22 protein-coding genes and 1 pseudogene are annotated in these 25,042 nt (G+C 62.8%); 19 read left to right on the top strand and 4 right to left on the bottom strand.

Annotated features, from left to right (window positions below):
• The first annotated feature begins 9 nt into the window (after positions 1-9).
• The 9 genes and pseudogenes from AYJ54_RS44410 to AYJ54_RS44375 all read left to right on the top strand — a co-directional run bounded on the left by AYJ54_RS44410 (position 10) and on the right by AYJ54_RS44375 (position 10,600).
• Positions 10-1,599: an ABC transporter substrate-binding protein gene (locus tag AYJ54_RS44410; protein WP_136624357.1), complete on the top strand. Its 1,590-nt coding sequence runs from the start codon at positions 10-12 to the stop codon at positions 1,597-1,599.
• A gap of 60 nt (positions 1,600-1,659) precedes the next feature.
• A complete protein-coding gene (locus tag AYJ54_RS44405) occupies positions 1,660-2,583 on the top strand; it encodes an ABC transporter permease (RefSeq protein WP_063708800.1) in 924 nt (307 codons plus the stop codon).
• Entirely contained in the window at positions 2,580-3,401 is an 822-nt protein-coding gene (locus AYJ54_RS44400) for an ABC transporter permease (protein WP_063708799.1), read from the top strand. The genes AYJ54_RS44405 and AYJ54_RS44400 overlap by 4 nt, the downstream gene beginning before the upstream one ends.
• A pseudogene (locus AYJ54_RS53330) lies at positions 3,398-3,640 on the top strand (ATP-binding cassette domain-containing protein); the annotation flags it as partial. The gene AYJ54_RS44400 and the pseudogene AYJ54_RS53330, both read left to right, overlap by 4 nt.
• Before the next feature lie 3 nt (positions 3,641-3,643).
• Positions 3,644-4,381 (top strand): ABC transporter ATP-binding protein (locus AYJ54_RS44395; protein ID WP_245329330.1); only part of this gene is annotated, 738 nt, incomplete at its 5' end.
• Positions 4,374-5,411, top strand: coding sequence for an ABC transporter ATP-binding protein (locus AYJ54_RS44390; RefSeq protein ID WP_063708797.1), 1,038 nt, complete (start codon positions 4,374-4,376; stop codon positions 5,409-5,411). The genes AYJ54_RS44395 and AYJ54_RS44390, both read left to right, overlap by 8 nt.
• Before the next feature lie 517 nt (positions 5,412-5,928).
• On the top strand, positions 5,929-7,362 hold the full coding sequence (locus tag AYJ54_RS44385) for an HlyD family secretion protein (RefSeq protein WP_245329329.1): 1,434 nt from the start codon (positions 5,929-5,931) through the stop codon (positions 7,360-7,362).
• Between the two features lie 68 nt (positions 7,363-7,430).
• A complete protein-coding gene (locus tag AYJ54_RS44380; RefSeq protein ID WP_082906140.1) occupies positions 7,431-8,624 on the top strand; it encodes a hypothetical protein in 1,194 nt (397 codons plus the stop codon).
• On the top strand, positions 8,624-10,600 hold the full coding sequence (locus AYJ54_RS44375; RefSeq protein WP_063708796.1) for a glycosyltransferase family 2 protein: 1,977 nt from the start codon (positions 8,624-8,626) through the stop codon (positions 10,598-10,600). The genes AYJ54_RS44380 and AYJ54_RS44375 overlap by 1 nt, the downstream gene beginning before the upstream one ends.
• Before the next feature lie 924 nt (positions 10,601-11,524).
• Here AYJ54_RS44375 and AYJ54_RS44370 read toward each other — a convergent pair.
• The 4 genes from AYJ54_RS44370 to AYJ54_RS44355 form a co-directional block, all read right to left on the bottom strand.
• Positions 11,525-12,553, bottom strand: a complete 1,029-nt coding sequence (locus AYJ54_RS44370) for an ABC transporter permease (protein ID WP_063708795.1) — start codon at positions 12,551-12,553, stop codon at positions 11,525-11,527.
• Positions 12,554-12,565: 12 nt separating this feature from the next.
• Entirely contained in the window at positions 12,566-14,068 is a 1,503-nt protein-coding gene (locus tag AYJ54_RS44365) for a sugar ABC transporter ATP-binding protein (protein WP_063708794.1), read from the bottom strand.
• A gap of 6 nt (positions 14,069-14,074) precedes the next feature.
• Positions 14,075-15,097: a sugar ABC transporter substrate-binding protein gene (locus tag AYJ54_RS44360; protein ID WP_063708793.1), complete on the bottom strand. Its 1,023-nt coding sequence runs from the start codon at positions 15,095-15,097 to the stop codon at positions 14,075-14,077.
• A 142-nt stretch (positions 15,098-15,239) separates the two neighbouring features.
• Complete coding sequence (locus AYJ54_RS44355; RefSeq protein ID WP_063708792.1) at positions 15,240-15,644, bottom strand: globin; 405 nt, start codon at positions 15,642-15,644, stop codon at positions 15,240-15,242.
• 468 nt (positions 15,645-16,112) lie between these two features.
• Between AYJ54_RS44355 and AYJ54_RS44350 the strand changes: the two genes are divergently transcribed.
• The 10 genes from AYJ54_RS44350 to AYJ54_RS44305 all read left to right on the top strand — a co-directional run bounded on the left by AYJ54_RS44350 (position 16,113) and on the right by AYJ54_RS44305 (position 25,007).
• On the top strand, positions 16,113-16,502 hold the full coding sequence (locus AYJ54_RS44350) for a DUF2946 family protein (protein ID WP_063708791.1): 390 nt from the start codon (positions 16,113-16,115) through the stop codon (positions 16,500-16,502).
• A gap of 2 nt (positions 16,503-16,504) precedes the next feature.
• On the top strand, positions 16,505-17,557 hold the full coding sequence (locus AYJ54_RS44345) for a hypothetical protein (protein ID WP_245329327.1): 1,053 nt from the start codon (positions 16,505-16,507) through the stop codon (positions 17,555-17,557).
• A gap of 39 nt (positions 17,558-17,596) precedes the next feature.
• Positions 17,597-17,929: a copper resistance CopC family protein gene (locus AYJ54_RS44340; protein ID WP_082906141.1), complete on the top strand. Its 333-nt coding sequence runs from the start codon at positions 17,597-17,599 to the stop codon at positions 17,927-17,929.
• Positions 17,930-17,942: 13 nt separating this feature from the next.
• Positions 17,943-18,875 carry a copper homeostasis membrane protein CopD gene (gene copD, locus AYJ54_RS44335; RefSeq protein ID WP_063708789.1) on the top strand — a complete coding sequence of 311 codons (933 nt, stop codon included), beginning with the start codon at positions 17,943-17,945 and terminating at the stop codon, positions 18,873-18,875.
• Between the two features lie 78 nt (positions 18,876-18,953).
• Positions 18,954-19,343, top strand: coding sequence for a DUF2946 family protein (locus AYJ54_RS44330; RefSeq protein WP_063708788.1), 390 nt, complete (start codon positions 18,954-18,956; stop codon positions 19,341-19,343).
• Positions 19,344-19,428: 85 nt separating this feature from the next.
• Entirely contained in the window at positions 19,429-21,897 is a 2,469-nt protein-coding gene (locus AYJ54_RS44325) for a TonB-dependent receptor (RefSeq protein WP_063708787.1), read from the top strand.
• A gap of 41 nt (positions 21,898-21,938) precedes the next feature.
• Positions 21,939-22,472 carry a copper chaperone PCu(A)C gene (locus tag AYJ54_RS44320; protein ID WP_063708786.1) on the top strand — a complete coding sequence of 178 codons (534 nt, stop codon included), beginning with the start codon at positions 21,939-21,941 and terminating at the stop codon, positions 22,470-22,472.
• Between the two features lie 20 nt (positions 22,473-22,492).
• Complete coding sequence (locus tag AYJ54_RS44315) at positions 22,493-22,906, top strand: hypothetical protein (protein WP_245329326.1); 414 nt, start codon at positions 22,493-22,495, stop codon at positions 22,904-22,906.
• Between the two features lie 20 nt (positions 22,907-22,926).
• Positions 22,927-23,445, top strand: coding sequence for a YcnI family copper-binding membrane protein (locus tag AYJ54_RS44310; RefSeq protein ID WP_063708958.1), 519 nt, complete (start codon positions 22,927-22,929; stop codon positions 23,443-23,445).
• Positions 23,445-25,007: a copper resistance CopC/CopD family protein gene (locus AYJ54_RS44305; RefSeq protein WP_063708784.1), complete on the top strand. Its 1,563-nt coding sequence runs from the start codon at positions 23,445-23,447 to the stop codon at positions 25,005-25,007. The genes AYJ54_RS44310 and AYJ54_RS44305 overlap by 1 nt, the downstream gene beginning before the upstream one ends.
• Positions 25,008-25,042: the final 35 nt, after the last annotated feature.

The following is a 25,042-nucleotide window of genomic DNA, read 5'->3' as shown; positions in this document are numbered from 1 at the left end:
GGAGGGAACATGATGTTCAGGATAGTGGCGATCGTCGCTGGTTTGGGACTGGCGCTCGCCGCCACGGCGGAGGCCCAGACACCGCGCAAGGGCGGAACCATCCGCATGACCGCGCCTTATGGCTCGAGTTTCACCAGCCTGGACATTCACACCACACAGCGCGCCCAGGACGAGATCTACGCCAAGGCCCTGCATCGGTCGCTCTACATCTGGAATTCCACGGAAGGCAAGCCGGTCCTGGAGCTTGCCAAGGAGGACGTGGTCTCGGGCGGCGGTCTCGTTCACACCTTCAAGCTGCGCGACGACGCCTATTTCCACAATGGCCGCAAGATGACGGCCGATGACATCATCTGGTCCTACAACCGCATCATGGACGGCACCAAGGCCTATCCCGGCGCGCGCTTTGTCCGCGTGATCGAGGGCGCGGCCGCGGTCGAGAAGGGCCAGGCCAAGGAAATCTCCGGCCTGAAGAAGATCGACGACTTCACCCTCGAGATGAGGCTGACCGAGAAAGTCGATCCGGGCTTCTACTTCTTCACCGCGCTGACCTCGATCTATCCAGCCGACGAGGCCGCCAAGGAGAGCTTTATCCAGAAGCCGATCGGTCTCGGACCATTCAAATTCGTCGAGCACGTGCCGGGATCGCGCATCGTTCTGGAGCGGTGGGACCGGTTCTACAAGCCCGGCAAGCCCTACGCCGACAAGGTCATCGTGTCGGTCATGGCCGAGGCCGCGGCGCGCGATGTCGCCTTCCGCAACAAGGAGATCGACACGTCGGTGCTCGGGCCCGCGCAGTATGTCTCCTATCAGGCCGACGCCGACCTCAAGGGCACCATCGTCGAAGTCGCCGAGGTCTTCACGCGCTACATGGGGATGAATCCCTCATTCAAGCCGTTCGCCGACAAGCGTGTCCGGCAGGCGATCAATTACGCGATCGATACCGACCTGATCATCAACAAGCTGGTCAAAGGCAAGGCCTATCGCGCCACGAGCTGGCTGCCGCTGACCTCTCCCGTCTACGACAAGACCATGAAGCCCTACGCCTACGATCCCGCCAAGGCCAAGCAGCTGCTCGCTGAGGCGGGCTATCCCTCGGGCTTCGAATTCGAATGGACCACCAGCCAGAATGAAAGCTGGGGCCTGCCGATCGTCTCGGCCGTCATCCCGATGCTGGACAAGGTCGGCATCAAGGCGAAGGTCAAGCAGGTCGAGACCGCGGTGCTGGCGGAGGTGGTTCGCAGCGGCGACTACCAGGCTTTTATCTATTCCCAGGCGACCGGCCCGGATCCCCAGGCCGCCCTCAAATGCTTCCACTCGTCGACGCCACAACCGGCCTGCAACTACATGAACTTCAAAAATGCCGAGTTCGACAAGTTGATCGACGAGGCCGGGCAGGCCGACGACGTCGCAAAGCGCGCCCAGCTGCTGCAAAAGGCCAATGCGCTGCTCTATGAAGAGGCGCCGGTCTGGTTCTTCAACTACAACAAGGCGGTCATGGCGGTGCAGCCGTGGCTCAAGGGGATTCAGTTGAACGCGACGGAGCTGACTCATCAGAACGTCGAGGACCTCTGGGTCGACGAGACCTCGCCCGCGAAGTGACACGCGCTCTCGCGCTCCCTCCATCGCAACGAACGATGGAGGGAGAGAGGAAAAGTGCCGATGCTCTCCTTCCTGATCCGTCGAATCCTGCAAACCATTCCGACCGTGCTCGCTGTCGTGCTGCTGGTCTTCGTGCTGTTCAGCGTCGTTCCGGGGAGCATCGTCTCGAGCATGAGCGACGACAGCGATCCGCAGGTCGAGCTGCGCATGAAGAAGCAGCTCGGCCTCGATGATCCCGTTTACGTGCGTTTCGGCGCCTACATCGCCAAGCTCGCGATCGGTGATTTCGGGACGTCGTTCCGGACGCGCGAGCCGGTCACGACGATGATCGCCAAGCGGACATGGCCGACGCTGCAGCTCATATTCGCAGCCATGGCCTTTGCCATCGTGATCGGTGTGCCGCTTGGTTTCATCGCAGCGCTGCAACCAGGCAGCATCGTCGACACGATCGCAATGGTCGTGGCGGTGTCGGGCCTTTCAATTGCCAAATTCTGGCTCGGATTGGTGCTGATGTATCTATTTGCGTTGAAACTCGGCTGGCTGCCGAGCTTTGGCTATGGCGATGGGGGATTGAAATATCTGATCCTGCCGGCCGCGGCACTCGGCGTTTCGCCGATGGCGCTGCTGGCCCGGACGACGCGCGCCGCGGTCCTCGAGATCATGACCGCTGATTTTGTCCGCACCGCGCGCTCCAAGGGCATGAGCGAGACCCGGGTCGTGAAGTGGCATGTGATGCGCAATGCGCTCGTCATCATTCTCACCACCGTCGGCCTGCAGTTCGGCGCGCTGATGGGGCAGGCGGTCGTCGTCGAGAAATTGTTCTCGTGGCCGGGCATCGGATCGCTGCTCGTCGACAGCGTCCTGCAGCGCGACATTCCGGCCGTCCAGGGCTCCATTCTCGTGGTGGTGCTGTTCTTTCTCGCGGTCAACTTGCTGATCGACGTGCTCTACGGCGTGATCGATCCCAGGATCAGATACGCATGAAGCTCCGCGCCAATCTCATCATCGGTGGCACGCTGTTCGCGCTTGCGATCCTGGTCGGCCTGCTCGCGCCCTGGCTGGCGCACACGGATCCCGTCCTGGACGCCAACCTGCTGAACGCGGAAGAGGCCCCGAGCTGGACCTGGTGGTTCGGTACCGACGACCAGGGTCGCGACATCTATTCCCGCGTCGTGTACGGCGCCCGCGTCTCGCTGACGGTCGGCATCGTCTCGCAGCTCATCAACAGCGTCATCGGCGTGGGGCTGGGCCTGAGCGCGGGCTATTGGGGCGGCTGGTGGGATGATTTCGTCAACGGGCTGACCAATCTCATGCTCGCGATCCCCTCGCTGATCTTCGCGCTTGCCATCATGGCGGTGCTTGGACCCGGCCTGACCAGCCTGTTGATCGCGCTCGGGTTGACCAACTGGTCCTTCACATGCCGGATCGCACGGGCGTCGGCGCTGTCGCTCAAGAGCCAGGGCTATGTGCAGGCTGCAACCGTGCTCGGCTACGGCGATTTGCGCATCATGATCACGCAGCTCCTGCCGAACATGCTCGGACCGATCGTCGTCATCGGTACGCTGGGCATGGGCAGCGCGGTGTTGTCCGAAGCCGCATTATCGTTCCTTGGCCTCGGCGTCCGCCCGCCCTTTCCGAGCTGGGGCAGCATGTTGTCGGACGCCCGCGACCAGATCACGACGGCGCCGTGGCTCTCCGTTTTTCCTGGCCTTGCCATCTTCCTGACGGTGCTCGGCCTCAACCTGCTCGGCGATGGCCTGCGCGACATTCTCGATCCACAATCGCGGAGCCGGCGGACATGACGGGCTCGCCGCTGATCGAAATCGCGGACTTGCGCATCGATCTCAACGACGGATCCAATAAGGTTCCCGCCGTGGAGGGTGTTTCGTTCCGCATCGATCGTGGCGAGACTTTCGGCCTTGTCGGCGAATCCGGTTGCGGCAAGAGCATCACGGCCCTCGCCCTGATAGGCCTGTTGCGGCAGCCGCTGTCGATCGGCGGCGGCGTCATACGATTTGACGGGCGGGAGATCCAGCGGCTTNNNCCCGCCGCTGGGCAGCGGGCGCTGCGCGGCAATCGCATCGCCATGATCTTCCAGGAGCCGATGACGGCGCTGAACCCGGTCTCGCCCGTAGGCCGGCAGATCGCCGAGATGTTCGTGCTGCACAAGGGCAAAAGCTGGCGGGAAGCCAATCAACTGGCGGTCGAGGCGCTGGCGAGTGTCCGCGTCCCCGCGCCCGAGCGACGCGTGAAGGATTACCCGCACCAGCTTTCGGGCGGCATGCGCCAGCGCGTGATGATCGCTATCGCACTCGCATGCGGTCCGGATCTTCTGATCGCCGACGAGCCGACAACCGCGCTCGACGTGACCGTGCAAGCCGAGATCATCGAGCTGATGCGGAATTTATGCGCCGAGAGAGGAACGGCGATCTTGATGATCAGCCACGATCTCGGCCTGGTCGCCAACGTTTGTCGCCGCGTTGCCGTCATGTATGCCGGCCGCATCGTCGAGGAGCGCGGCTCGGCCGATATCTTCCGGGCACCCTCGCACCCCTATACGCAAGGCCTGGTCGCCTCGCTGCCGCGGCTCGGCAGCCGCGCTGCGCTTGGCCGGACCAGGCTCAAGGAGATCGCGGGCGTCGTCCCGGCAATCACGAGTTTCCCGGATGGGTGCCGGTTCAATCCGCGTTGTGCGCAGGCGACCGATATCTGTCGGACCACCGCTCCGGAGACGACATTGCTGGACGCCGGCGGTTTGGTCAGGTGTCACCACCATGCATGAACCGCAGGGGAGGCCGGCCGACGATGTCGTTCTCAGCGTCGAGGATCTCGCGGTCCATTTTCCGGTGGGGGGCGGCTTGCTGGGCCGCGGCCGGCGGCTGTTGCGGGCCGTCGACGGTGTCGATCTCAGGCTGAAGCGGGGCGAATGCCTCGGCCTCGTCGGCGAGTCCGGCTCCGGCAAGTCGACGGTCGCACTTTCGATCCTTGGTCTGCTGACGCCGACGCGCGGCCGCATCGTGGTGGACGGACAGGTCGTGACGGGCCGGCAATCCGGCGATCGAAAGACGTTGGCCCGCATCGTGCAAATGGTATTTCAGGATCCCTACGCTTCGCTCAATCCACGCCAGACCGTTCGTCGCACGCTTGAAGATCCCTTGCGTGTGCATGGCGTGACCGCCGCAAGCGAGATCGAGGAACGCGTTGCGACGATGCTGCGGCACGTGGGCCTGCGGCCCGAACAGGCCGACCGCTACCCGCATGAGTTCTCGGGTGGCCAGCGCCAGCGTATCGGCATTGCGCGCGCGCTGATCCTCAACCCCAGGATCGTCATCTGCGACGAACCCGTGTCGGCGCTCGATGTCTCGATCCGCGCCCAGATCATCAACCTGTTGCTGGAATTGAAGGAAACGCTCGGTCTCTCATACATCATGATCAGCCACGACCTCGGCGTCGTCGAGCACATGAGCGACAGGGTCGCCGTGATGTATCTCGGCCGCATTGTGGAGAATGGCGACTGGCGCGAGATCTTCGAACGCCCGGCGCACCCCTATACGCAAGCGCTGATCGCCGCCATCCCCGATCCGCTGCGCCATGCGCCGTTAGCTACGACCGGGGGCGACCTTCCCAATCCGCTCAACCCGCCGAACGGATGCGCCTTCAGCCCGCGCTGCCGTTACGCCGAAGCCGTGTGTCGTCGCGAGCCGGGTCCGTCGCTTGAAACGCGTTCCGACGGACACGCGGTCCGGTGCTGGCGAAGCGACGAGATTGCCGGTCAGGCGGGGTTGGCATCGAGCGAGAGCGGACATCCCTAGGATGAAGAGCGCGTCCGCGCTCCCAGTGAAACCCGAGCCGTGCGGCTCGCGCGCGCGATGATGGCGGAGACGAATTCGTTCCCGGCCGTCACAGACGTCACCGGCGCCGCGCGCAAACTGCGCGACTGGCAGCCGGATTTCACGAACGGCTAGCTCTCTGACCGACGTCAAAAATGCGTCCGCAAGTTCATGAAGATGCGCGGCATATGCCGAGATCACATCAAGCCAATGGCGCGGGCGGATGTTTCGGCAGTAGAGATAGCCGACGATCGCGGATTCCGCGGCTTCGACACAATTCCGACGCGCGAGCGTCTCTATTCCCGATCGAGCAGGGCGGCCGACATTGCCGATTTTTCATCTTCGATTAAACATCGGCTAGGAACGCGAGGCTCCCGCCCTTGTTAGGAGGCCAATCGAAAAACGGTTGCCGGAAGCCAGAAGAATCCCGGAATTGCCATCGATAGCCACGTCTGGAGGCGACGCTCTCTGAGGCATCGGTCAAAAAAGGGAGCCAGCAATGCACCAGACCATTAACGGCGGTTCTGCGGACAAGAACGGCGGCAGGCGGGCAAGGCGTCACCCCGTGATCCTTCGAGCATCCTCCCTTGTGATAGCGGGCGTGCTGTCGGTTCTGCTGGTTAGCGCTGTTGCTCCGCCGATCATCGCCGATCAATCTGATCGGGCAGTGGTCAATGCGCCGCTGACCTTGTTGACGGCACCAATCGATGGCGAGGTTGGCTCGCTTTCCAAACAGATCCGCAACGCGGTGGAGCCCGGCGATTCGCTGGCACGGATATCTAATGCACGGGTCGACGAGTCCGCGCTGATGGCATTGGAGCAGAAAACCTCAGATGAACGTGCGAAGCTGGAAGCAACAAAGCAGAAGAAGGAGTCAGACCGAGCCTATGTAAATGCGCTGGACTCCGAGATCAGCAGTCAGACAGAAACACTGCGAACGCAGTTTCAGTCGGAGATCGTCGCATTGCGCGCAAAAGTGGCGGAGTCGGATTCCCTGAGCGGAGCAAAGAAGGCCCTGGTTGACCGCCAGTCCACTCTGGTTGCTCGCAACGTCGCAAGCATGGACATGCTGAACCCGACGAAAGCGCAATATTCAGCGGCGCTCCACAACGCCGATGCCGAAAGGGCCAAGCTCAATCAGAAGATCGCGCAGCTCGATGCACTCCAAAAAGGCATCTATGTCGGTGACGACCTTGTCGCGATCGGAATCCTCGTTCAGAAACGCCGTGACATCAGTCTCGACGCAACGCGGATGCAGATCGAGGAGAAGGAGCTCTCGGCGTCTCTGCGGGATCATCAGTCCCTCGTTGACAAGGAGCGTCAGCGACTGGCGATCTTGGCAGATGCCGATGTTACGGCTTCCACGCCGGGCACGATCCTGACCATGGGAGTTACACCGGGCCGCCGCGTCAATGCTGGCGATGCCGTCGCCTCGCTCGTCGATTGCGACAAGCGCTTCGTTGCCGCGATCTTTTCTTATCGGCAGTCCCAGAGCATGAAGGTCGGAACGCGCGTCCATATCGACAATGCCGATTTCAAATCCGGCATCGTCGAAGCCATCCTGCCGAAGACGACCGACAAGGTCGACGAACGATACGCGGTGCCCTTTCCGCAGACCGAACGGCGCGAACTTTACGCGATCATTACTCCCGACGAGCGTGACAGCGAGGTGGTGAACTCCGAGCCGGTCGCCACGTCCAGTGAAACGACGCCTTGCACCGTCGGCCAATGGGTCACCGTCACCAAGGACAAGGCGTTGATTCCGTCGATGTCCGTCACTTGGCATCGGGCCGAAAAGCTCATCGCTTCGTGGAACGCCGACAAGGGCCCGGCACCTGGCGACAGCAAGAAAAGCACGCTCTCGGCGGGCATCGCCGCGCTGATTGCCGAGTTCCGTTCCGCTGCGTCGGCCGCTCAGCCCGCGGTGCCGTGACCATGCGATCTCCCCGGAGTGGCAATGTCGCTGCAAGACGAGGCGCCGTTATCGCAATCTGGCTGGCGATGATGACGCCAGCCGCCGGAGGTTCGAACGGCAATCGAAGCCCTGGCGCTGGACATGACTGCGCCGCCCTGGCGAACGCCGTGACATCGCAGGCGGCCGGCGCCAGCGCGGTGTTCGTGCGCAGCTATGAACCGGGCGAGGGCGAGAGCGACTTGCCAGCGGCATTGGCCACCTCCGCATTTGTCTATGACAACGCGCTCGCGGCGATTGCCCTTGTGGCTTGCGGCGATGTGAGCCGGGCAACCCTCATCGGGAATGCCTTGAGTCGCGCTGTTCGGAGCGATCGCACATTCACGGACGGCCGGGTGCGCAACGCCTATCGCGCTGGTGCATTAGGGGAAGGATCTCCCGCGCTGCCCGGCTGGTGGGACAGGGACCAGAATATCTGGGCTGAAGACACCGCACAGGACGGCAGTTCGACTGGCAACGCCGGCTGGACGATTTTGGCACTGCTTACGCTGCATCAGGCCACGGGCGATGCGTCGTTCATCGCGGACGCTGATCGCCTTATGGATTGGGTGACGGCCAATGTCTCATCGGGTGCCGGCTTCCGTGGCGGGTTTCATGGTTACGACCCGCATTCGGTTCCCATCACCTGGATATCGACGGAACACAACGTCGACATCTATGCGGCGGCCACTTGGCTCTATCGCCTCACCGGCAAGGCCAAGCATGCGGAAGCCGCTGCACAGGCGCGGCGTTTCGTCGAGCGGGCATTTGTCGGGGATCATTTCCTGTTGGGAACGAAGCCCGACGGCAGCCTCGCCGATCCCGCACTGCTTGCTTTGGATGTCCAGCTCTGGCCGTGGATGGCGATTGCCGACGGACCGGCCAAATGGCGATCCGCCCTGGAATTTGCCGCCACTCACCTGAACGTCGGCGACGGGTTCGACTTCAACGGCGACCGGGACGGCATGTGGATCGAGGGCACTGCACAGGCCTCTCTGGCGTACCGGATTGCCGGCGATCCCGCGAAAAGCAGGCAGCTGCTGATGATGCTTGAAGCCGACCGCGCGCCTTCCGGCTTCTTCAATGCAAGCCGAACCGCGCGGGTCTCGACAGGCCTTTCGATCGATCCGACCAAGACAACACCGGATTTCTTCTACTTCAAGCGACCGCATCTGGGAGCGACCGCATGGGTGACACTGGCGGCCGCGGCGTGGAATCCGTTTACCGGAAGAAGGGTCGACTGATGTTCGAAACCCCCGCTGACATCTCGTCCATCCTGTCGATCGATATCGGCCTGCTGATCGGATTGCTCGTCCTGACGCGGCTGCTCGATCCCGCGCGTAGCGGCGACCGGATCCTGTTCGGGACAGCTGCCGGATCGCTGCTCGTCACATACGGCTTGTGGCGTTGGCACGATACCCTCCCTGCGCTTTCATTCTCGATGCAGGCTTCGTGGCAATATCTGTTCTTTGCGCTCGAAGCGCTCGCCATCACCTACACGTTGATGTCGATCATCATCCTTTTCCGAAGCATCGACCGATCCGGGCAGGCCGACACAGCACAGCGCAGGATGGAACAGGCGGGCAACTATCCTCCCGTCGATGTCTTCATTTGCACATACGACGAACCGCTCGAGATTCTGGAAAGGTCCATCCTGACGGCGCTGGCGCTGGACTATCCCCATGTCACCGTCTGGGTCCTCGATGATACGAGGCGCGAATGGCTGCGCGACTATTGTGAAGATGCGGGTGCGCGCTACATCACGCGAGCCAACAATGAGCACGCCAAGGCAGGTAATCTGAACAACGCTCTTGCATTCACCGCTGCGCGGACCAACGCCCCGGTCATCATGGTGCTGGATGCGGATTTCGCGCCGCGTCGGGATTTCCTGCGGCGCACGGTCGGGTTGCTTGCGAGCCCGCAGGTCGCCGTGGTGCAGACCCCGCAATTCTACCACAACCCGGATCCTGTCCAGCACAATCTCCTGGCAGCGCAGAGTTGGGTCGATGACCAACGCTTCTTCTTTGATATTTTTCAGCCGGCTAAGGATGCATGGGGATGCGCGTTCTGCGTTGGCACGGCCTTTGTCATTCGCCGCGATCGCTTGACCGAGATCGGTGGATTTCCGGACAAGACGGTCACGGAAGATCTCCATCTGACCTATGCACTGCTGGCAAAGGGTTACGAGACCTGGTGGCTGAATGAGAGGCTGAGCGCCGGGCTCTCTGCCGAGGGCTTGCCTGAATACGTCACGCAAAGAGCCCGCTGGTGCCTCGGAACGATCCAGGTCGCTCTGCTTCACGATGGGCCGCTCTTCGGGCGCGGATTCTCGCTGACCCAGAGATGGCAATATTTGCATGGCATCCTGAACTGGCTGTGCAAGCCATTTCTGGTCATGCTGCTGGTGGCGCCGTCCGTCTACTGGTTTGCGGACATTCCCGCCTTCGAGGCGGATTATCTCTCGTTCCTGCGATATGGGCTGCCGGCGCTCCTCGGCCAGATGATCTACATGGCCTGGGCCTCGAGGTGGCGTACCCTGCCGCTATTCATGGAAGCGACCCATGCCATTGCCGCGTTTGCGATTTCCGTCACCCTTATCAGTGCTGCTGTAAAGCCGTTCGGCAGGCCATTCAAGATCACCAACAAGGGCGGGGACCGCTCCGAACCAAGGACCCAATGGAAGTTCGCGGCGCTGTTCGGCTTTATCTGGTTCGGCTCTGCGGCCAGCATCATCTGGGCATTTGTTTCACCATATGCCGCCAGCGAGATTTCGCCTCTCGATTATTTCAATCTGCTATGGGCCGGCGTCGCAATGTTGATCGCCTTCATCGCGTTTCTGGTATGCTTCGAGCTGGGGCGTGGTGAGATATTGTTTGATATCGACGAGGAAACCCAACTGGCATTGGGGGGCAACGTCGTTCCCGGTCTGCTTACGGCGTTGTCGATATCGAGCGCCCGAGTGTCCTGCAGCGGGAGCCGGCCGGCCCGCCTGATGAGCGGGCCCGTAGGGCTTCATCTCAATTCACTGGGCTGGATCGACGCGGAGATTTCGGACCGCGACAAGCTCACCATCGGGGTGCGGCTTCGGCCAACCCCTGCGCAGCGCAAAGCGCTTGCGATCCGGCTGTTCGGTTCGCTGGACGGCAACGTTGCCGGCACCGCCAGCATCCGCGGGACAATTGCCGCTACGATAAGGAAGGGGTTGAGAGGAGATAGGTAGCGCCGTCGAGCCCCTCCCGATCAGCCGCCCACCATCGCTATCAGCACGTCGGAGACCTCGAAATTGCCGAAGACGTTCTGCACGTCATCGTGCTCAGCAGGTCCACCAGCTTCAAGATTGCTCTTCGTCGCAAAGAGAATGAGCAGCTAGAGAATGATGCTAGACCCGAACTTCGCATTATTCCGGTCGGCTGCGACCGCAATCACCGTGTGCACGCGAAGCGGCCTTAGCTTCATCTCTCAAATGAGCTGCCAGCCTATCAAGCTGCGTCGCCAGACCAGTCAGGTTTCGCGCAATGTTACTCAACATAGCCGCGCGGTCCCTGGAAACATCGGGTCCACGTGCAAGCGACTTGTATTCGTCTGCGAGTGCTTGGCATTGAGTGGCGGTTAGCATGGTGAAGCCCTTCTAAGAAGCTCTCTAACTATTGTGGCGAGAAGGGGTTCCTATTGCAGGCCCGCAAGCCTGTATTCGATCAGAAACGGTCTTAGCTCGTCGAGCTTTGCGAATAAGCCGCTCCCCATCGGTGAGCTATGACACCACTGTCATTTTTTAACATGGGCAGCAACTCGGCGGCGGCAGCTTTGGGTCATGAACGACAACGCTCGAGCTGAGCAAAATAGGTCTGCTTTCGGCTAAATTGCTGCCAATCCGCCTTGCGGGAAGCTAGGTCGAGCCCGATCGCCGAGCCGTGATTCAAGCTCTTGAGGGCGCGAGCGCGGCTCGAACGATGGAGCCGGGCGTCCCCAGCTTGAGCTCAGCGCTCTCCAGACACGCGATCGGTGCCATGGTGGAATTGTGCTCCTGTTTTGCCCGACGTGTCAAACATCCTCGCGGCCTGGCTCAAGCCATCCCGGGGCCTAAATTCGCGAGCAATTTCTACTTTGCATGGGGTTGTTTTCGAGATCTTTGCGGAGAGGGTGCTCACTCCGCCGCCTTCTCCCGCAGCCGCTGGGCGTAGACGTTGATGATCAGCGCCGCCAGCAGGATCAGGCCGCGGATCAGGATCTTCAGGAAGCTGTCGATGTTGACGTGGTCGAGGCCGTTGTTGAGGACGCCGAGCACGAACAGGCCGACGATGGTGTTGCCGATGCCGCCGCGGCCGCCGAACAGGCTGGTGCCGCCGACGACGACAGCGGCGATGGAGTCGAGCAGATAAGTGTCGAATTCGTTCTGCTGCGCGCTGCCGAAATGGGCTACGCCAAGCATGCCGCCGATGCCGGAGCAGACCGCCGAGATCACCATGACCGCGCCGAGGATCAGCTTGACGTTGAGGCCGGAATATTCGGCCGCCTCACGGTTTCCGCCGACCATGTAGACGTAGCGGCCGAAGCGTGTGTAGGTCAGTACCAGATGGCCGCCGAGCAGCATCACGGCCGCGACGATGACGATCCAGGGAATGCCGCCGATCGAGCCGGAGCCCAGCGTCGCGATCAGGTCGGGCACCTTGTAGGCGATCTGGCCGCGCACGAGCAGCGCGGAGATGCCGGCCGCGATCTGCATCATGGCCAGCGTCATGATGAAGGAGGGGATGCCGATCACGGTCAGCCCGAGTGCATTGACCAGGCCGAGCAGCGCGCAGAGCAGGATCGACAGCAGGATCGCGGCGGCGCCGGGGAGCGGCACGCTGGCGATGTTGACGTAGGATTCCTGGAGCGTGAAGTAGGCGACCGCGATGCCGGTGACGTTGGCGATGCTGGCAATCGAGAGGTCGATCTCCGCGCACAGGATCACGAAGGTGAGGCCGACCGCGATGATACCGGTCACCGACACCTGCGTCAGGATATTACCGAGATTGTCCAGGGTAGCGAAGGAGGGGCTGGCAAAGGCGAAGAAGGCGGACAGGAAGATCAGCGTCAGGAACGGCGCAATGTTGCGCATCTGCGAGCGGACGAAGGGCGCAAGGCCCCGTGCCTTGTGACCCGCTGCCAAAGCCGTCTCACTGCTCGCCATGGTGCTTCTCCGTCACGCCGCTTCCAGCAGGCGGTCCTTGCTGACCCGCTCGTTCTTGAACTCCCGCACCACCGCGCCGCGCTTGAGCACGAGGATGCGGTCGGCCAGCGACAGCACCGTTTCCGGCTCGGTCGACAGCACGATGATGGCGAGCCCCCTGGCGCGGAGGTCGCGGACGATGTTGATGACGTCGTTCTTGGCGCCGACATCCATGCCGCGGGTCGGCTCGCACAGCACCAGCAGCTTGGGCGGATAGGTCAGCCATTTCGCCAGCGCGACCTTCTGCTGATTGCCGCCGGAGAGCATGCCGAGGTCGAGGCCGACCACGGGCGGCCGGATCTGCAGCTGCTCGACCTGGCGCTTGGCAATGTCGCGCTCCTGCGTCGGCTTGAGCAGCAGCGCGGAGATGCGATCGAGGATGCTGATCGAGATGTTCTTGTAGACCGGCTCCTGGTGGAACAGCATGGCGCGCCGGCTCTCCGGCACCAGCGCCACGCCGGCGCGCCGTGCGGCCGCTGTACTGGCGAAGGCTTTTGGCGTGCCGTCGACGGCAAGCCGGCCGCTGTCCGGCTTCAGCTTGCCGAACAGGATACGCGACAATTCCTGTTGCCCGCAGCCCATGAAGCCGTAGATGCCAAGCACCTCGCCGGCGCGTGCCTCGAAGGAGACGTCCTGGAGGCTGCGGGCCAGCGAAAGCTGGTCGACCTTCAGGACCACCGAGCTGTCGCTGGGCCGGGGCAGCATCAGGTCGTCGGTATAGCTGTGCTCGAGCGCCTCGCCGCCGCGACCGATCATGGCCTCGATCAGCGCACCTTTGCTGGTCGCTGAAGCTGCGGTCTCCGCGACCTTCCGTCCGTTGCGGAACACGGTCACCGTGTCGGACACACGCAAGATGTCCTCGATGAAATGCGAGATGAAGACGATTCCGGTGCCTTCCTCGCGCAGGCGTCGCAGGGTCATGAAAAGCCGCTCGACCTCGGGCGGGGAGAGGGCCGAGGTCGGCTCGTCCAGGATGACGATGCGCGCGCCGGAGAACAGCACGCGGGCGATCTCGATCAGCTGCTGCAGCCCGATCGGGAGATCGCCGAGCCGCGACATCGGATCGACGTCGATGCCGAAGCGGGCGAGCTGCTCGCCAGCCTCGCGCGCCATGCGCCGCCACTGCACGAGGCCGAAGCGATTGGTCGGCTGGTTGCCCAGGAAGACGTTTTCCGCGACCGTGAGGTCGGGCGCGACGCTGAGCTCCTGGTGCACCATGGCAATGCCGGCCGCGTGCGCATCGCGGGCCGAGCGGAAATGCGTCTCCTGCCCGTCGATCAGGAAGCGGCCGGAGAATTCGGTGTGCACGCCGGCGATGATCTTCATCAGCGTGCTTTTTCCGGCGCCGTTCTCGCCGACGAGACCGTGGATCTCGCCGGGATAGAGCGCGAAGTCGACACCACGAAGCGCTTCGACGCCGCCGAAGCTCTTCGTGATGCCCTGCAGTTCAAGGATGGGCGAATAACCCTCGGGCATGGAGGCTCAGATCAGGAAATGGTCCTGCATCCATTGCATGCCGGCGGCGTTGGCCTTGGTTACGACCGGACCGTCGGTGACGACGTTCTTGGGAATGCCCTGTCCGCTCTTCTCCCCGCCGACGACCGCGGCAACGCCCGCGATGATGGCACCGCCATGGATGCGGCAGGAGGGATTGCGAACGGTTGCGAACATGCGGCCTTCGCTCACCGCCTGGATCGCCGGCGGCATGGCGTCGACGCCGCCGATCAGGATGTTGGCGCGGTTGCGCGCCTTCATGATGTTGTAGGCGGCGAGTGCCATGTCGTCATTGTGGAAGAACGCCGCGTCGATCTGCGGATATTTCGTCAGATAGGTTTCCCAGAGGCGCGCCGTCTTCGACACGTCCCAGTCGGCCGGCTGGGTGTCGAGCACCTCGATGTTCGGGAACTGCTTGACGACCGTATTGAAGCCTTTTGCGCGGCCCTGCGCGCCGGTGTGGCCGAGGGCTCCTTGCGTCATGATGATCTTGCCCTTGCCGCCCATGGCGTTGCACAGCGCCTGCGTCACCGAGGCGCCCATGAACTCGTTGTCGGGGGCGAGGAAGGAGTGGACCTTGATCTGGTCGAGCGGGGCGATCAGCGTGTCCATGTCGATCACGGGTGTGCCGGCATCGATCATCTTCTGCACGGGCTGGGTGAGGGTGCCGATGCCGAAGGCCTGGATCGCGACGAAATCCCACTTCTGCGAGGCCATGTTGTCGATCGCCGCGCGCTGCTTCACGGCATCGAGCTGGCCGTCGAACCAGGTGACGTCGACATTGAACAGCTTGCCCCAGAACTCCGCGGCCTGCTTGCCCTGCGCGCACCACGTCGCCTGGAGGCCTGCATTGGAGAAGGCCGCCTTGAGCGGCTTCTCGGTTCGTCCGACTTCGGCTGCAATTGCGGGGTTTATGCCCATGCTGCCGAGCATGGCAGTCGCGGCGCCGGCGGTCGCTGCCGCCTGAAGAAGATCGCGCCTCGTCGTCGAGAAATCTTTCGTCCCGGACATCGCTCGCTCCCATATCTTTTAACGTCGGCGCGTCATTGATTGCGCTACCGAGGCGGAAAGTCTCTCACAATCGTGGAGCTCACGCTACCCAATCTGCAATCGCGCGGGAAATCGCCGCGGCGCGTTGGTGCAGCGCAAAGCGCTACGCCGAAGCGGCGGCGAATGCGTCGATATCGACGAGCAATTTGTCCCAGGCCAGCGCAATGTCGGGCGACCATTCGTCGCCGAGCAGGTCGCGCAGCGTATCCCTGATGACGGCGAAGAAGGCGATGAACAGTTCGCGCGGCGTGCCATAGGCGTCGTGCGAGGACGCTTCGCAGGCGATCAGCCGGAAATGTCCGCCGCGTGTCCCGGCGAAGTCGAGGATGGCCTCGATCGTCAGCGCCAGCATCGATCCCTTCACGAGTTCGCTCCCTTGCGAGCGGAACATGGCCTGCGCTTCGGGATACTCGCGAAACAGCCGCTGATAGACCAACGGCGTGAGGTCCGCGCACCGCGTTGCCGCGAGATCAAAGCTCAGTTCGATCGGATTAGGGGAAGCATTCATCGGCGTAGAGGCCGTGCGGGCAAAAAAAGAGCGGGGCCCTGGCCCCGCTCGAAAATTGTGTCGACCCTATTATCCCCGATTCTAAGATTTGATCTTGATTGACGGGGCGACGCTGCGTTTTGCGCGTCAGGGGCTCCTCCCGAGACTTGGACCACCAGACTTCGACCTCGCGGCCAGCCTGAGCAAGAGGGATGCTAGATCAACTTTTCTCACTTGTCATCATTTTCGGCAACGATTGTTCAAAATTCGAGCAATTGACGAAATGATCGGGCTGAGCGCTCCGTAAGTATATGACAAACATAAGAAATCTGTGGATATGCGGGGAGCTGCGAGCGCCTGAAAAGGCGGACTTCGGACCGAGCTGGGGACCTTCGAGCACGGTTTTCGGGAATTTTGCCCTAGGACAAAAAGCCGGTCGAAGCGACCTCGACTCGGGCGCCCTGCGGTGTTTACGTAGCAGGCGAACGAATGGTTCGGCGGATGCGCGCGCGGCTGCAAAGACTCCTACCGATCGTCCTGATCGCGCTGGCGATGCAGGTGCTGGCGCCGATTGCGGCGTGCTGGGCAGCCGATCAGGCCGTGGCCGATCCGCTCAAGACCGCGGTCATCTGCCATAGCGCGAGCGAACAGGGCGCCGGCCTCGACGATCAGACGGGAGCGCCGGCAGCGCATGCCGGTGCCTGCGCGCTGTGTTGCCTGGCGCAGGCCAACGCGTCGCTGGACGCGCCGCCGCATACAACCTTCGGCATTCCCTTCCGCCATGCTGAAAGCGTGGCGTGGCGCGACGCGGCGGATCGCGTCGCCGTGTCCCACAGCGGATCCAACGCACAGGCACGCGCGCCTCCACAGTTGACGTGAGTATGGCGGCCGACCGGCTGCTGAACTTGCGCGTCAATTTGCGGAGACTTCTCATGTCTATCTCTCATCCGCGTGCGAGCCTCTTGGGGGCCGTGATCGCGATTCTTCCTCTGTCTGGAAGCATGGCCCACGAAATCGTCGGCAACCGCTTCTTCCCGGCAACGCTCGGGATCGATGACCCCGGCGTCAACGACGAACTGTCACTCCCCACCGTCGATAGCTTCAAGACCGGCGACGTCCCGCCGGTCCGGCAACGCGACGTATCCGGCGAGTTCTCCAAACGTATCACCGAGGATTTTGCGGTGTCGTTTGGCTCAACCTATACATTTCTCAGTTCGATGGATCTGACCGTCCCCGGCGCCAACGGATTTCAGAACCTGGAGACCACGTTCAAGTACCGGGTCTTCAGAGATCCCGCGCATGAATTCGTGATGTCGGTCGGCCTCAACATCGAATGGGGCGGCACCGGCGCGCAAAACGTCGGGGCCGATCCCTTCAACACCTACTCACCAATGCTCTGGTTCGGCAAAGGTTTTGGCGACCTGCCGGATACGTTCTCCTGGCTTCGCCCCATCGCCGTTACTGGCCAGGTCGGCTACGCAATTCCCGCCAGGAATTTCACGACCACTTCCGGGATCGATCCCGATTCCGGCGATTTAACTACCGATACCGAATTCCATCCGCGCGTGGTGAACTGGGGGGTAACCATCCAGTACAGCATGCCTTACCTGAAATCATCCGTCGTGGACCTCGGCTTGCCGGAGTTCTTCAATCACCTGATCCCGCTCGTCGAAGCCACTCTGCAAACACCCGTCGCGAACACGCTCACCTCGGGCACGACGACAACAGGCACCATCAATCCCGGCGTCCTCTGGGTCGGCAACAAGTATCAGGTGGGTATCGAGGCCCTCATTCCAATCAACCGGCAAAGCGGAACGCATGTCGGCGTAATCGGACAGTTGCACTTCTATCTCGACGACATTGATCCCCACGGAATCGGCAAGCCGATTTTTGGTGGGGCGGTCCAGCCCGCCAGCCCCTTTGCAAGGAATTGACCGATGCGACGCTCATCTCTGAGTTCGATGATACCGTTCATGGTCCTGTTCTTGGCTTCGGTGATGTCCGGCGAAGCGTGCGCCCACGCCTTTCTCGACCATGCGGAGCCGCGCGTCGGCAACAAGGTCGCGGGCCCTCCGCGCGAGGTGACGCTCTGGTTCACCCAGAAACTTGAAGCGGCATTCAGTTCGATAGCCGTCACGGGTCCCTCCGGGCAGCGCGCGGACGCCGGCAAGGCGCGCGTCAGCGGCAACCAGATGTCGATCTCGCTGAAGCAGGCAGGGGTGGGCACATACCACGTGAACTGGCACGTGCTGTCCGTGGATACCCACACGACCGATGGGAGCTTCACGTTCCAGGTCGGTCCATAAGGGCTGATTGCAGATGGACTGGTCAGCAGCCGGAGTGCCGTTGGTCGCGACGCGCGTCGTGCATTTTGCGGCGACCGCGATCATGGTCGGAGATGTCATCTTTCGGACCGTCATCGCCGCGCCGAGCTTCCGCCCGGATGCAGCCGCGCCTGCTGCGTTCGAGGCGCCGACCTTACGGGTTTCGTGGCTCGGCCTTGGCGTTGCCGTGATCTCCGGCGCGATCTGGCTGTTGCTTCAAGCCGCCTCGATGAGTGGGATGCCGCTCGATGAGGCAATGTCGGCGGACGTTTTGTCGACGGTGATCAACGAAACGCAGTTCGGCCAGGTGACAACGCTTCGAGCGGGCCTTGCAGTCTGTCTGGCCGCCTGCCTCGTCTATCATCGCGTGGCGATCGCGCAATGGCTTGGATTTGCGGCCGCGGTCGCATTTGCCGCAAGCCTTGCCTGGATTGGCCATGCCGGCTCGACCGTTGGCGAGGCAGGGTACCTGCATCTTGCCGCGGATGCGCTGCATCTGACGGCCACCGCGGCCTGGATCGGTGGCTTGGCGTCATTGATCCTGTTCCTGGGTGCGGCTTGCCAAAGCAAGGCTGTCTCGATCACCCGCGACGTCGTCGGGCGGTTTTCGATGATGGGGGTGGTCAGCGTGCTCACGCTCCTGCTCACAGGCTTCATCAACGCCGCCATTCTTGTCGGCTCAATGCATGCGCTGATCGTCACAGAATATGGGCGGTTGTTGCTGCTCAAGCTTGTCCTGATCGCGCTCATGCTGATACTCGCCCTGATCAACCGATTGGTGTTGACGCCGCGGCTTACCCCGTTCGGCAACGGCGCCTTGCGTTGGCTCACGCGCAACAGCACGGTCGAGCTTGCTCTCGGCCTTGCCATTCTCGCCATTGTCGGGCTGCTTGGGACGATGCATCCCGCGATACACCTCGTGAACTGAATGATTGTTCTGCGTCAATCTGGGGCAAAGAGCGATCTCGACTCTGTGGCGGATCGTGTCTAGTTAGTAAGCGAACGAATGGTTCGGCGGATGCGCGCGCGGCTGCAAAGATTCCTACCGATCGTCCTGATCGCGCTGGCGATGCAGGTGCTGGCGCCGATTGCGGCGTGCTGGGCGGCCGGCCAGGCCGTGGCCGATCCGCTCAAGACCGCGGTCATCTGCCATAGCGCGAGCGAGCAGGGCGCCGGCCTCGACGATCAGACGGGAGCGCCGGCAGCGCATGCCGGTGCCTGCGCGCTGTGTTGCCTGGCGCAGGCCAACGCGTCGCTGGACGCGCCGCCGCATACAACCTTCGGCATTTCCTTCCGCCACGCTGAAAGCGTGGCGTGGCATGACGCAGCGGATCATGTCGGCGCGTCCCATCGCGGCTCCAGCGCCCAGGCGCGCGCGCCTCCACAGTTTTCCTGACGCCCCTCTTGGTCGCCGCGGCCCGTCTGCCGGCGATTGATGCCGTCAATTGGCCGGCGAGAGCTGCCGGCGTCAGGAATGCCCCATGTTACGTTGTCATGCCCTTCGCGGCGTGAGTGCGGTGGCCGTTCAGGCCGCGCTGCTCGCGTGGGCGAGTGAGGCCTTTGCCCAAAGCAGCGAGAGGATGCTGCCGTCGGTTACCGTCGATGCGCCCGCAGCGGTGAAGCCCAAGCCGCGCAAGCCGGCGGTGCAAACGGCCGGAGCCAGGAGCCCGTCGGCAAAGCCGGTCGCCTCGGCCGCGCGGGCGGCGCCGGCGGTTGCCGCCGATGGCCAGGGCGCCGCTACCGCACGTCCGTCGCTGGAGACGCCCGCCGCCGTGGCCCGCTATCAACTGCCGCAGCGCTCGTTCAGCATCACGGCGAAGGAGGCCGACGAGACGATTAACCTCAAGGACCCCGAGGACGCCGTTAAGTACATGCCGAGCCTGTTCGTGCGGAAGCGCAACGACGGCGACAACATGGCGGTGCTGGCGACGCGGAGCTGGGGCGTGAACTCCAGCGCGCGCACGCTGATCTACTATGACGAGCTCCTGATCTCGGCGCTGATCGGCAACAACAACACCAATGCCTCGCCGAAGTGGAACCTGATTTCGCCGGAAGCGATCGGACGGGTGGACTACCTCAACGGTCCGTTCGCGGCTGCCTATCCCGGCAATTCGATCGGCGGCGTGCTCCTGATCACGTCAAAGATGCCGGACAAGCCGTTCGCGGTCGTCAAGGAGACGGTGTCGGTGATGCCGTGGAATCAATACGGCACCAGGGGTGTCTATCCGACCAGCCAGACCAGTGCGGCGGCGGGCAACCGTGACGGCAAGCTGTCATGGCTCGTCAGCGCCAACTATCTCGACAGTTTTCAGCAGCCGCTGACCTACACGACGAATGGCAGCATTCCCGCGGGTACCACCGGCGCGTTCCCGGCCAAGAACAAGGTCGGGCAGGAGGCCGACGTCGTCGGCACCGGCATTCTCGCGCATTCGCAGCAGACATCAGCCAATCTGCGGCTGGCCTATGATATGACGCCCCTGGTGCAGGCGACGTACTCGCTCGGGATTTGGAACAATCATCAGGTCTCCGATCCGCAGACCTATCTCCGTTCGACCGCCACCGGGCTGCCGACCTTTGCCGGCATCAGCACGTTCGCCAGCGGCAAGTACATCTGGGACCAGACCCATTTGAGCAACGCGGTCGCTGTGAAGAGCGACACGAAGGGCATCTTCGATTTCGACCTCTCCGCGTCGAGCTACAACTATCTCGAAGACACCCAGCTCAATCCCTACACGGTGACATCAGGCCTCGGCTTCTCGCAGAACGGCAAGATCACGCGCATGGATGGCACCAACTGGCAGAACGCGGACGCCAAGGGCATCTGGCGGCCGTTCGGCTACGACGGCCCGCACGAGATCAGTTTCGGCCTGCATGGCGATCGCTATCGCATGGAGAATCCGACCTACGCGTCGACGGTCTGGTATCAGACCTCGTCGACCGGCACGGGGCAGCTTTACGCAAACGGCGAGGGCGAGACCCGGACCGGCGCGCTGTGGCTCCAGGACGCCTGGAAGATTCAGCCCAACCTGAAGCTGACATTGGGCGGGCGGCTTGAGAGCTGGCAGGCGCTCGACGGACTCAATGTCGTCACCGCGGCGAGTGCGGCGGGCGCGATCACGTCAACATTTACGGCGAACCAGCCCGGCCTGTCCTCGACGAATTTTTCGCCGAAGGCCTCGCTGTCCTGGGATCCGAACAGGGACTGGAACATCACGGCCAATTTCGGGGAGGCCTATCGCTACCCGACGGTGCTCGAGCTCTATCAGAACGTGACGGTCGGCAACACGATCACGGTGGCCAATCCCTTCCTCAAGCCTGAGCAGGATTTTACGGGTGAGCTCAACATCGAACGCCATTGGAACGACGGCCGCGTGCGGCTGACCCTGTTCAGGGAAAGGACCAACAACGCCATCATCTCGCAGACCAACGCGATCAACGCGACCCAGACGGCGACGACGTTCAGCAATGTCGACGCCATCAGGTTGCAGGGCGTTGAACTATCCGCGGACAAGGACAACGTCCTCATCCAGGGGCTTCAGCTCTTCGGCAGCGTGACCTATGTCGATTCCCGAATTCTGGCCGACGCGAACTGGGCCGGAAGGGATCCTCTGACGGGTGTCCCGACGACGGCGGTCGGCAAGCGTGTTCCTTGCGTCCCGGATTGGCGTGCCAAGTTCGGCGTCACCTATCGGCCGAACGGCAGTTGGGCCTACACGGTCGCGGCACGCTATAGCGGCAAGCAGTATTCGACGCTCGACAACACCGACATCGTCTCGCGCGTGTACGGTGCCTTCGATAACTTTTTCGTTGTGGACTTGAAGATCCACTACAACGCGACGAAGAATTTTGCGTTCGACTTCGGCATCGATAACCTCTTCAACGAGCAGTATTTCCTGTTCCATCCGTTCCCGGGACGAACCTTCGTTCTCGCCGGCAAGTACACGTTCTGACGGGTGGAGCGATGTTAACGACGACAAGAAAGGTAAGCCTCATGAACAAGCTCTCACGCATCCTCGCGCTCGCTGCGCTCTCGGCCGCAATGTTCGCCGCACCGGCACGCGCTGACGACGTCAAGGCCGGCGACCTCGTCATCTCGCAGGCCTGGAGCCGGGCGACGCCGAGCGGCGCAAAGGTCGCCGGCGGCTATCTCACCATCGAGAACAAGGGGACGGCGCCGGACAAGCTGATCAGCGTCTCGACGGAGATTGCGGGCAAGGCCGACGTCCATGAGATGGCAATGGACAATGGCGTGATGAAGATGCGCCCGCTCGACAAGGGACTTGCGATCGATCCCGGCAAGACCGTGAAGCTTGCGCCGGGTGGCTATCATTTGATGCTTAAGGAGCTGAAAGGGCCGCTCAAGCAGGGCGACAAGGTGCCGGTCACCCTTGAGTTCGAAAAGGCCGGCAAGGTCGCGATCTCCCTCGACGTCCAGGGTGTCGGCGCGCAGGCGCCCGGCGATGCCGGACATTCCGGCCATATGGACATGAAGAAAATGCCGGATCATTCGGGAATGAAGATGTGATGAAATCGATCAGGACTCCCATGACCTTGCGTCGAACCATCAGGGCTCTTGCGCTTGGAGCGGGCGCTCTGCTCGTCGTTGCTGCCGCACCGCTCGCGGCAGCGACGGATGACGACAGCTTTTTCACGCATCTGCACGCCGAGACGGCGATGGCCAACGTCACGGTCTCGCCGGGCCGCGCCGGTCCCGTCGAGATCACCATCCAGCTCGAGACGACCGATGAGACGCCGCTCACGGCGAAGGCCGTGTCGGTGGCGCTCGTGGACATGCAGACCGGCCGAAAGCTGGCACCGGTCGAGGCCTCGCGTGATGGCGATGCTGGCTGGCGCGTGAAGGTGGCGCAGTTGACGCGCGGGCGCTGGATGCTGGGCTTGGGAATTTCGATTTCCGAGGCCGATCATGTCAGCGTGGAATCGCCGATCCTGATCAAGTGACCATGAGGAAGAGAGCGAACATGCCAAAGCGATCCTGCCTGATCCTGGTTGCCGCGCTCGCCGCATCGCCTGCGGACGCGCATGTCACGCTGGAGACGAAGCAGGCCACGGTCGGCGGATCGTACAAGGCTGTCTTCGCCGTGCCCCACGGCTGCGCGGGCTCGCCCACGGTGAAGATCCGCGTCCAGATTCCCGAAGGCGTCATCGCGGTGAAGCCGATGCCGAAGGCGGGCTGGAACGTGGACGTCGTCGAGGGAAAATATGCCAGTGAGTACGACTATCACGGCAACAAGCTCTCGTCCGGCGTCAAGGAGGTGGCGTGGTCCGGCGGCAAGCTCTCGGACAAGAACTATGACGAGTTCATCATGCACACTGTTCTGACCGACTCGCTCAAGCCGAACACGACGCTGTATTTTCCCGTCGTTCAGGAGTGCGAAACCGGCGTCAGCCGCTGGATCGAGATCCCGGCGGAAGGAGCAGGGCCCTCGCACGAGAGCAAGTCGCCGGCGCCGGGTGTAAAACTCTTGCCAAAACCCTGATGCGCCTTCTCGCCGCGCTCGCGACGCTGCTTCTGGTCGTCGGCTTCGCGACCGGCGCGCGGGCACATGCGGCGCTGGTTTCGGTCGAGCCGGCGAGCGGCAGCATCCTTCCGAGCGCGCCGAAGGCGGTGGAACTGCGCTTCAACGAGGCCGTGACGCCCGGCGCGATCCGGTTGATCGATGGTGCGGGCAGGGCGCGGGATGAAGCGCACGTCAACGCGGCGGGTGAGACGATCTCGGTTGCAATGCCGCCGGACCTGCCGCAGGGCACAGCGGTGGTCAGCTATCGCGTGATTTCGCAGGATGGCCATCCCATTGCGGGATCGGTGATCTTCTCGATCGGTGCGCCGACAGCAACAAAGCCGCCCGCAAATGCGGACAGCGGATTGAATACCCTGATCTGGCTTGCGCGGATCGGTCTCTATCTCGGGCTCTTTGTCGGCGTCGGCGGTGTGTTCTTTGCGCGCTGGATTGTCGGGTCGACGGTGGGGATGGGCGTGTCACGCGCGGCGCTTATCGTGGGGCTGTTCGGCGCCACGGCTTCGCTCGGCCTGTTGGGGACAGATCTCCTTGGGCTATCGCCCGCGGCTCTGCTGACGCCACCACCCTGGAAGATCCCGTTCGTAACCAGCGCTGGGCCAGCCTTGCTCGTTGCCATCGCGGCCATGCTGGCCGCCCTGATTGCGCTCTTCTGGGCGGCGCATGCACGCATGCTCGCGGCGATCGCGTTTGTCGGCGTCGGAGCGTCGCTCGCCATGACCGGGCACGCCGCAACGGCGCCGCCCGAGATGTTGACCCGGCCGGCAATGTTCCTCCACGGCCTCGGCGTCGCCTTCTGGATCGGCGCCCTGGCGCCGCTCGCCGTGATGGTGTCGAAATCCTCGGCCGCGACGTTGCCTGTCCTGAACCGGTTCTCCAGCATCGCCATGCCGGTGGTTGCCGCGCTGGCGCTGACCGGCCTTACGCTCGCGATCATCCAGCTCGAAAGACTGTCCGCGCTGGTCGAGACCCGCTACGGCCTCATCCTCTCGATCAAGCTCGCGCTGGTCCTGGCGCTGCTGGCGCTCGCCGCGCTCAATCGCTTCCGGCTGACGCCGGCGCTGGCAGGCGATCACAAAGCTGCGCCCGCACTGAGGCGTTCGATCCTCTTGGAAGGTGCAATCGCGCTCGGAATCTTCGCGGTCGTCGCCGGCTGGCGCTTCACGCCACCGCCACGGACCATTGTCCCGGAGACCCCGCTGGCGGTCCACATCCACAGCGACAGGGCGATGTTCCAGGTCCTGGTCTCGCCGGGCAAGGCCGGCATGAACGATTTCGTGCTCCAGCTCATGACCGGTGAGGCGACGCCGCTGAGGGCCAAGGAGGCGACGTTGACCCTGAGCCTGCCCGAGCGCGGTATCGAGCCGATGGAACGCAGTGCCGAGCTCGGTCCGGACGGCTACTGGCATGTGCGCAAGGTCGAGCTGCCCTTCGCCGGGCGCTGGCATGTGCAGATCGATGCACTGGTGACCGATTTCGAGAAGATCACACTCGAGGACGATATCGAGGTGGCGCCGCCGTAAGGGCCCAGCAGCGGCGGTTCAAGCTGAAACTGAAG

The sequence above is a fragment of the Bradyrhizobium centrolobii genome (assembly GCF_001641635.1).
GTDB lineage: Bacteria > Pseudomonadota > Alphaproteobacteria > Rhizobiales > Xanthobacteraceae > Bradyrhizobium > Bradyrhizobium centrolobii.
This window is presented reverse-complemented; position numbering and strand designations above follow the sequence as displayed.

What these genes read in the sequence shown, in the direction of transcription:
- AYJ54_RS44350 (WP_063708791.1), top strand. Translation starts at nt 16,113, where the DNA reads ATGGTTCGGCGGATGCGCGCGCGGCTGCAAAGACTCCTACCGATCGTC.
- AYJ54_RS44355 (WP_063708792.1), bottom strand. Translation starts at nt 15,644, where the DNA reads ATGAATGCTTCCCCTAATCCGATCGAACTGAGCTTTGATCTCGCGGCA.
- copD (WP_063708789.1), top strand. Translation starts at nt 17,943, where the DNA reads ATGGACTGGTCAGCAGCCGGAGTGCCGTTGGTCGCGACGCGCGTCGTG.
- AYJ54_RS44320 (WP_063708786.1), top strand. Translation starts at nt 21,939, where the DNA reads ATGAACAAGCTCTCACGCATCCTCGCGCTCGCTGCGCTCTCGGCCGCA.
- AYJ54_RS44385 (WP_245329329.1), top strand. Translation starts at nt 5,929, where the DNA reads ATGCACCAGACCATTAACGGCGGTTCTGCGGACAAGAACGGCGGCAGG.
- AYJ54_RS44390 (WP_063708797.1), top strand. Translation starts at nt 4,374, where the DNA reads ATGCATGAACCGCAGGGGAGGCCGGCCGACGATGTCGTTCTCAGCGTC.
- AYJ54_RS44330 (WP_063708788.1), top strand. Translation starts at nt 18,954, where the DNA reads ATGGTTCGGCGGATGCGCGCGCGGCTGCAAAGATTCCTACCGATCGTC.
- AYJ54_RS44400 (WP_063708799.1), top strand. Translation starts at nt 2,580, where the DNA reads ATGAAGCTCCGCGCCAATCTCATCATCGGTGGCACGCTGTTCGCGCTT.
- AYJ54_RS44380 (WP_082906140.1), top strand. Translation starts at nt 7,431, where the DNA reads ATGATGACGCCAGCCGCCGGAGGTTCGAACGGCAATCGAAGCCCTGGC.
- AYJ54_RS44375 (WP_063708796.1), top strand. Translation starts at nt 8,624, where the DNA reads ATGTTCGAAACCCCCGCTGACATCTCGTCCATCCTGTCGATCGATATC.
- AYJ54_RS44360 (WP_063708793.1), bottom strand. Translation starts at nt 15,097, where the DNA reads ATGTCCGGGACGAAAGATTTCTCGACGACGAGGCGCGATCTTCTTCAG.
- AYJ54_RS44315 (WP_245329326.1), top strand. Translation starts at nt 22,493, where the DNA reads ATGACCTTGCGTCGAACCATCAGGGCTCTTGCGCTTGGAGCGGGCGCT.
- AYJ54_RS44345 (WP_245329327.1), top strand. Translation starts at nt 16,505, where the DNA reads ATGGCGGCCGACCGGCTGCTGAACTTGCGCGTCAATTTGCGGAGACTT.
- AYJ54_RS44365 (WP_063708794.1), bottom strand. Translation starts at nt 14,068, where the DNA reads ATGCCCGAGGGTTATTCGCCCATCCTTGAACTGCAGGGCATCACGAAG.
- AYJ54_RS44310 (WP_063708958.1), top strand. Translation starts at nt 22,927, where the DNA reads ATGCCAAAGCGATCCTGCCTGATCCTGGTTGCCGCGCTCGCCGCATCG.
- AYJ54_RS44340 (WP_082906141.1), top strand. Translation starts at nt 17,597, where the DNA reads ATGGTCCTGTTCTTGGCTTCGGTGATGTCCGGCGAAGCGTGCGCCCAC.
- AYJ54_RS44405 (WP_063708800.1), top strand. Translation starts at nt 1,660, where the DNA reads ATGCTCTCCTTCCTGATCCGTCGAATCCTGCAAACCATTCCGACCGTG.
- AYJ54_RS44410 (WP_136624357.1), top strand. Translation starts at nt 10, where the DNA reads ATGATGTTCAGGATAGTGGCGATCGTCGCTGGTTTGGGACTGGCGCTC.
- AYJ54_RS44325 (WP_063708787.1), top strand. Translation starts at nt 19,429, where the DNA reads ATGTTACGTTGTCATGCCCTTCGCGGCGTGAGTGCGGTGGCCGTTCAG.
- AYJ54_RS44305 (WP_063708784.1), top strand. Translation starts at nt 23,445, where the DNA reads ATGCGCCTTCTCGCCGCGCTCGCGACGCTGCTTCTGGTCGTCGGCTTC.
- AYJ54_RS44370 (WP_063708795.1), bottom strand. Translation starts at nt 12,553, where the DNA reads ATGGCGAGCAGTGAGACGGCTTTGGCAGCGGGTCACAAGGCACGGGGC.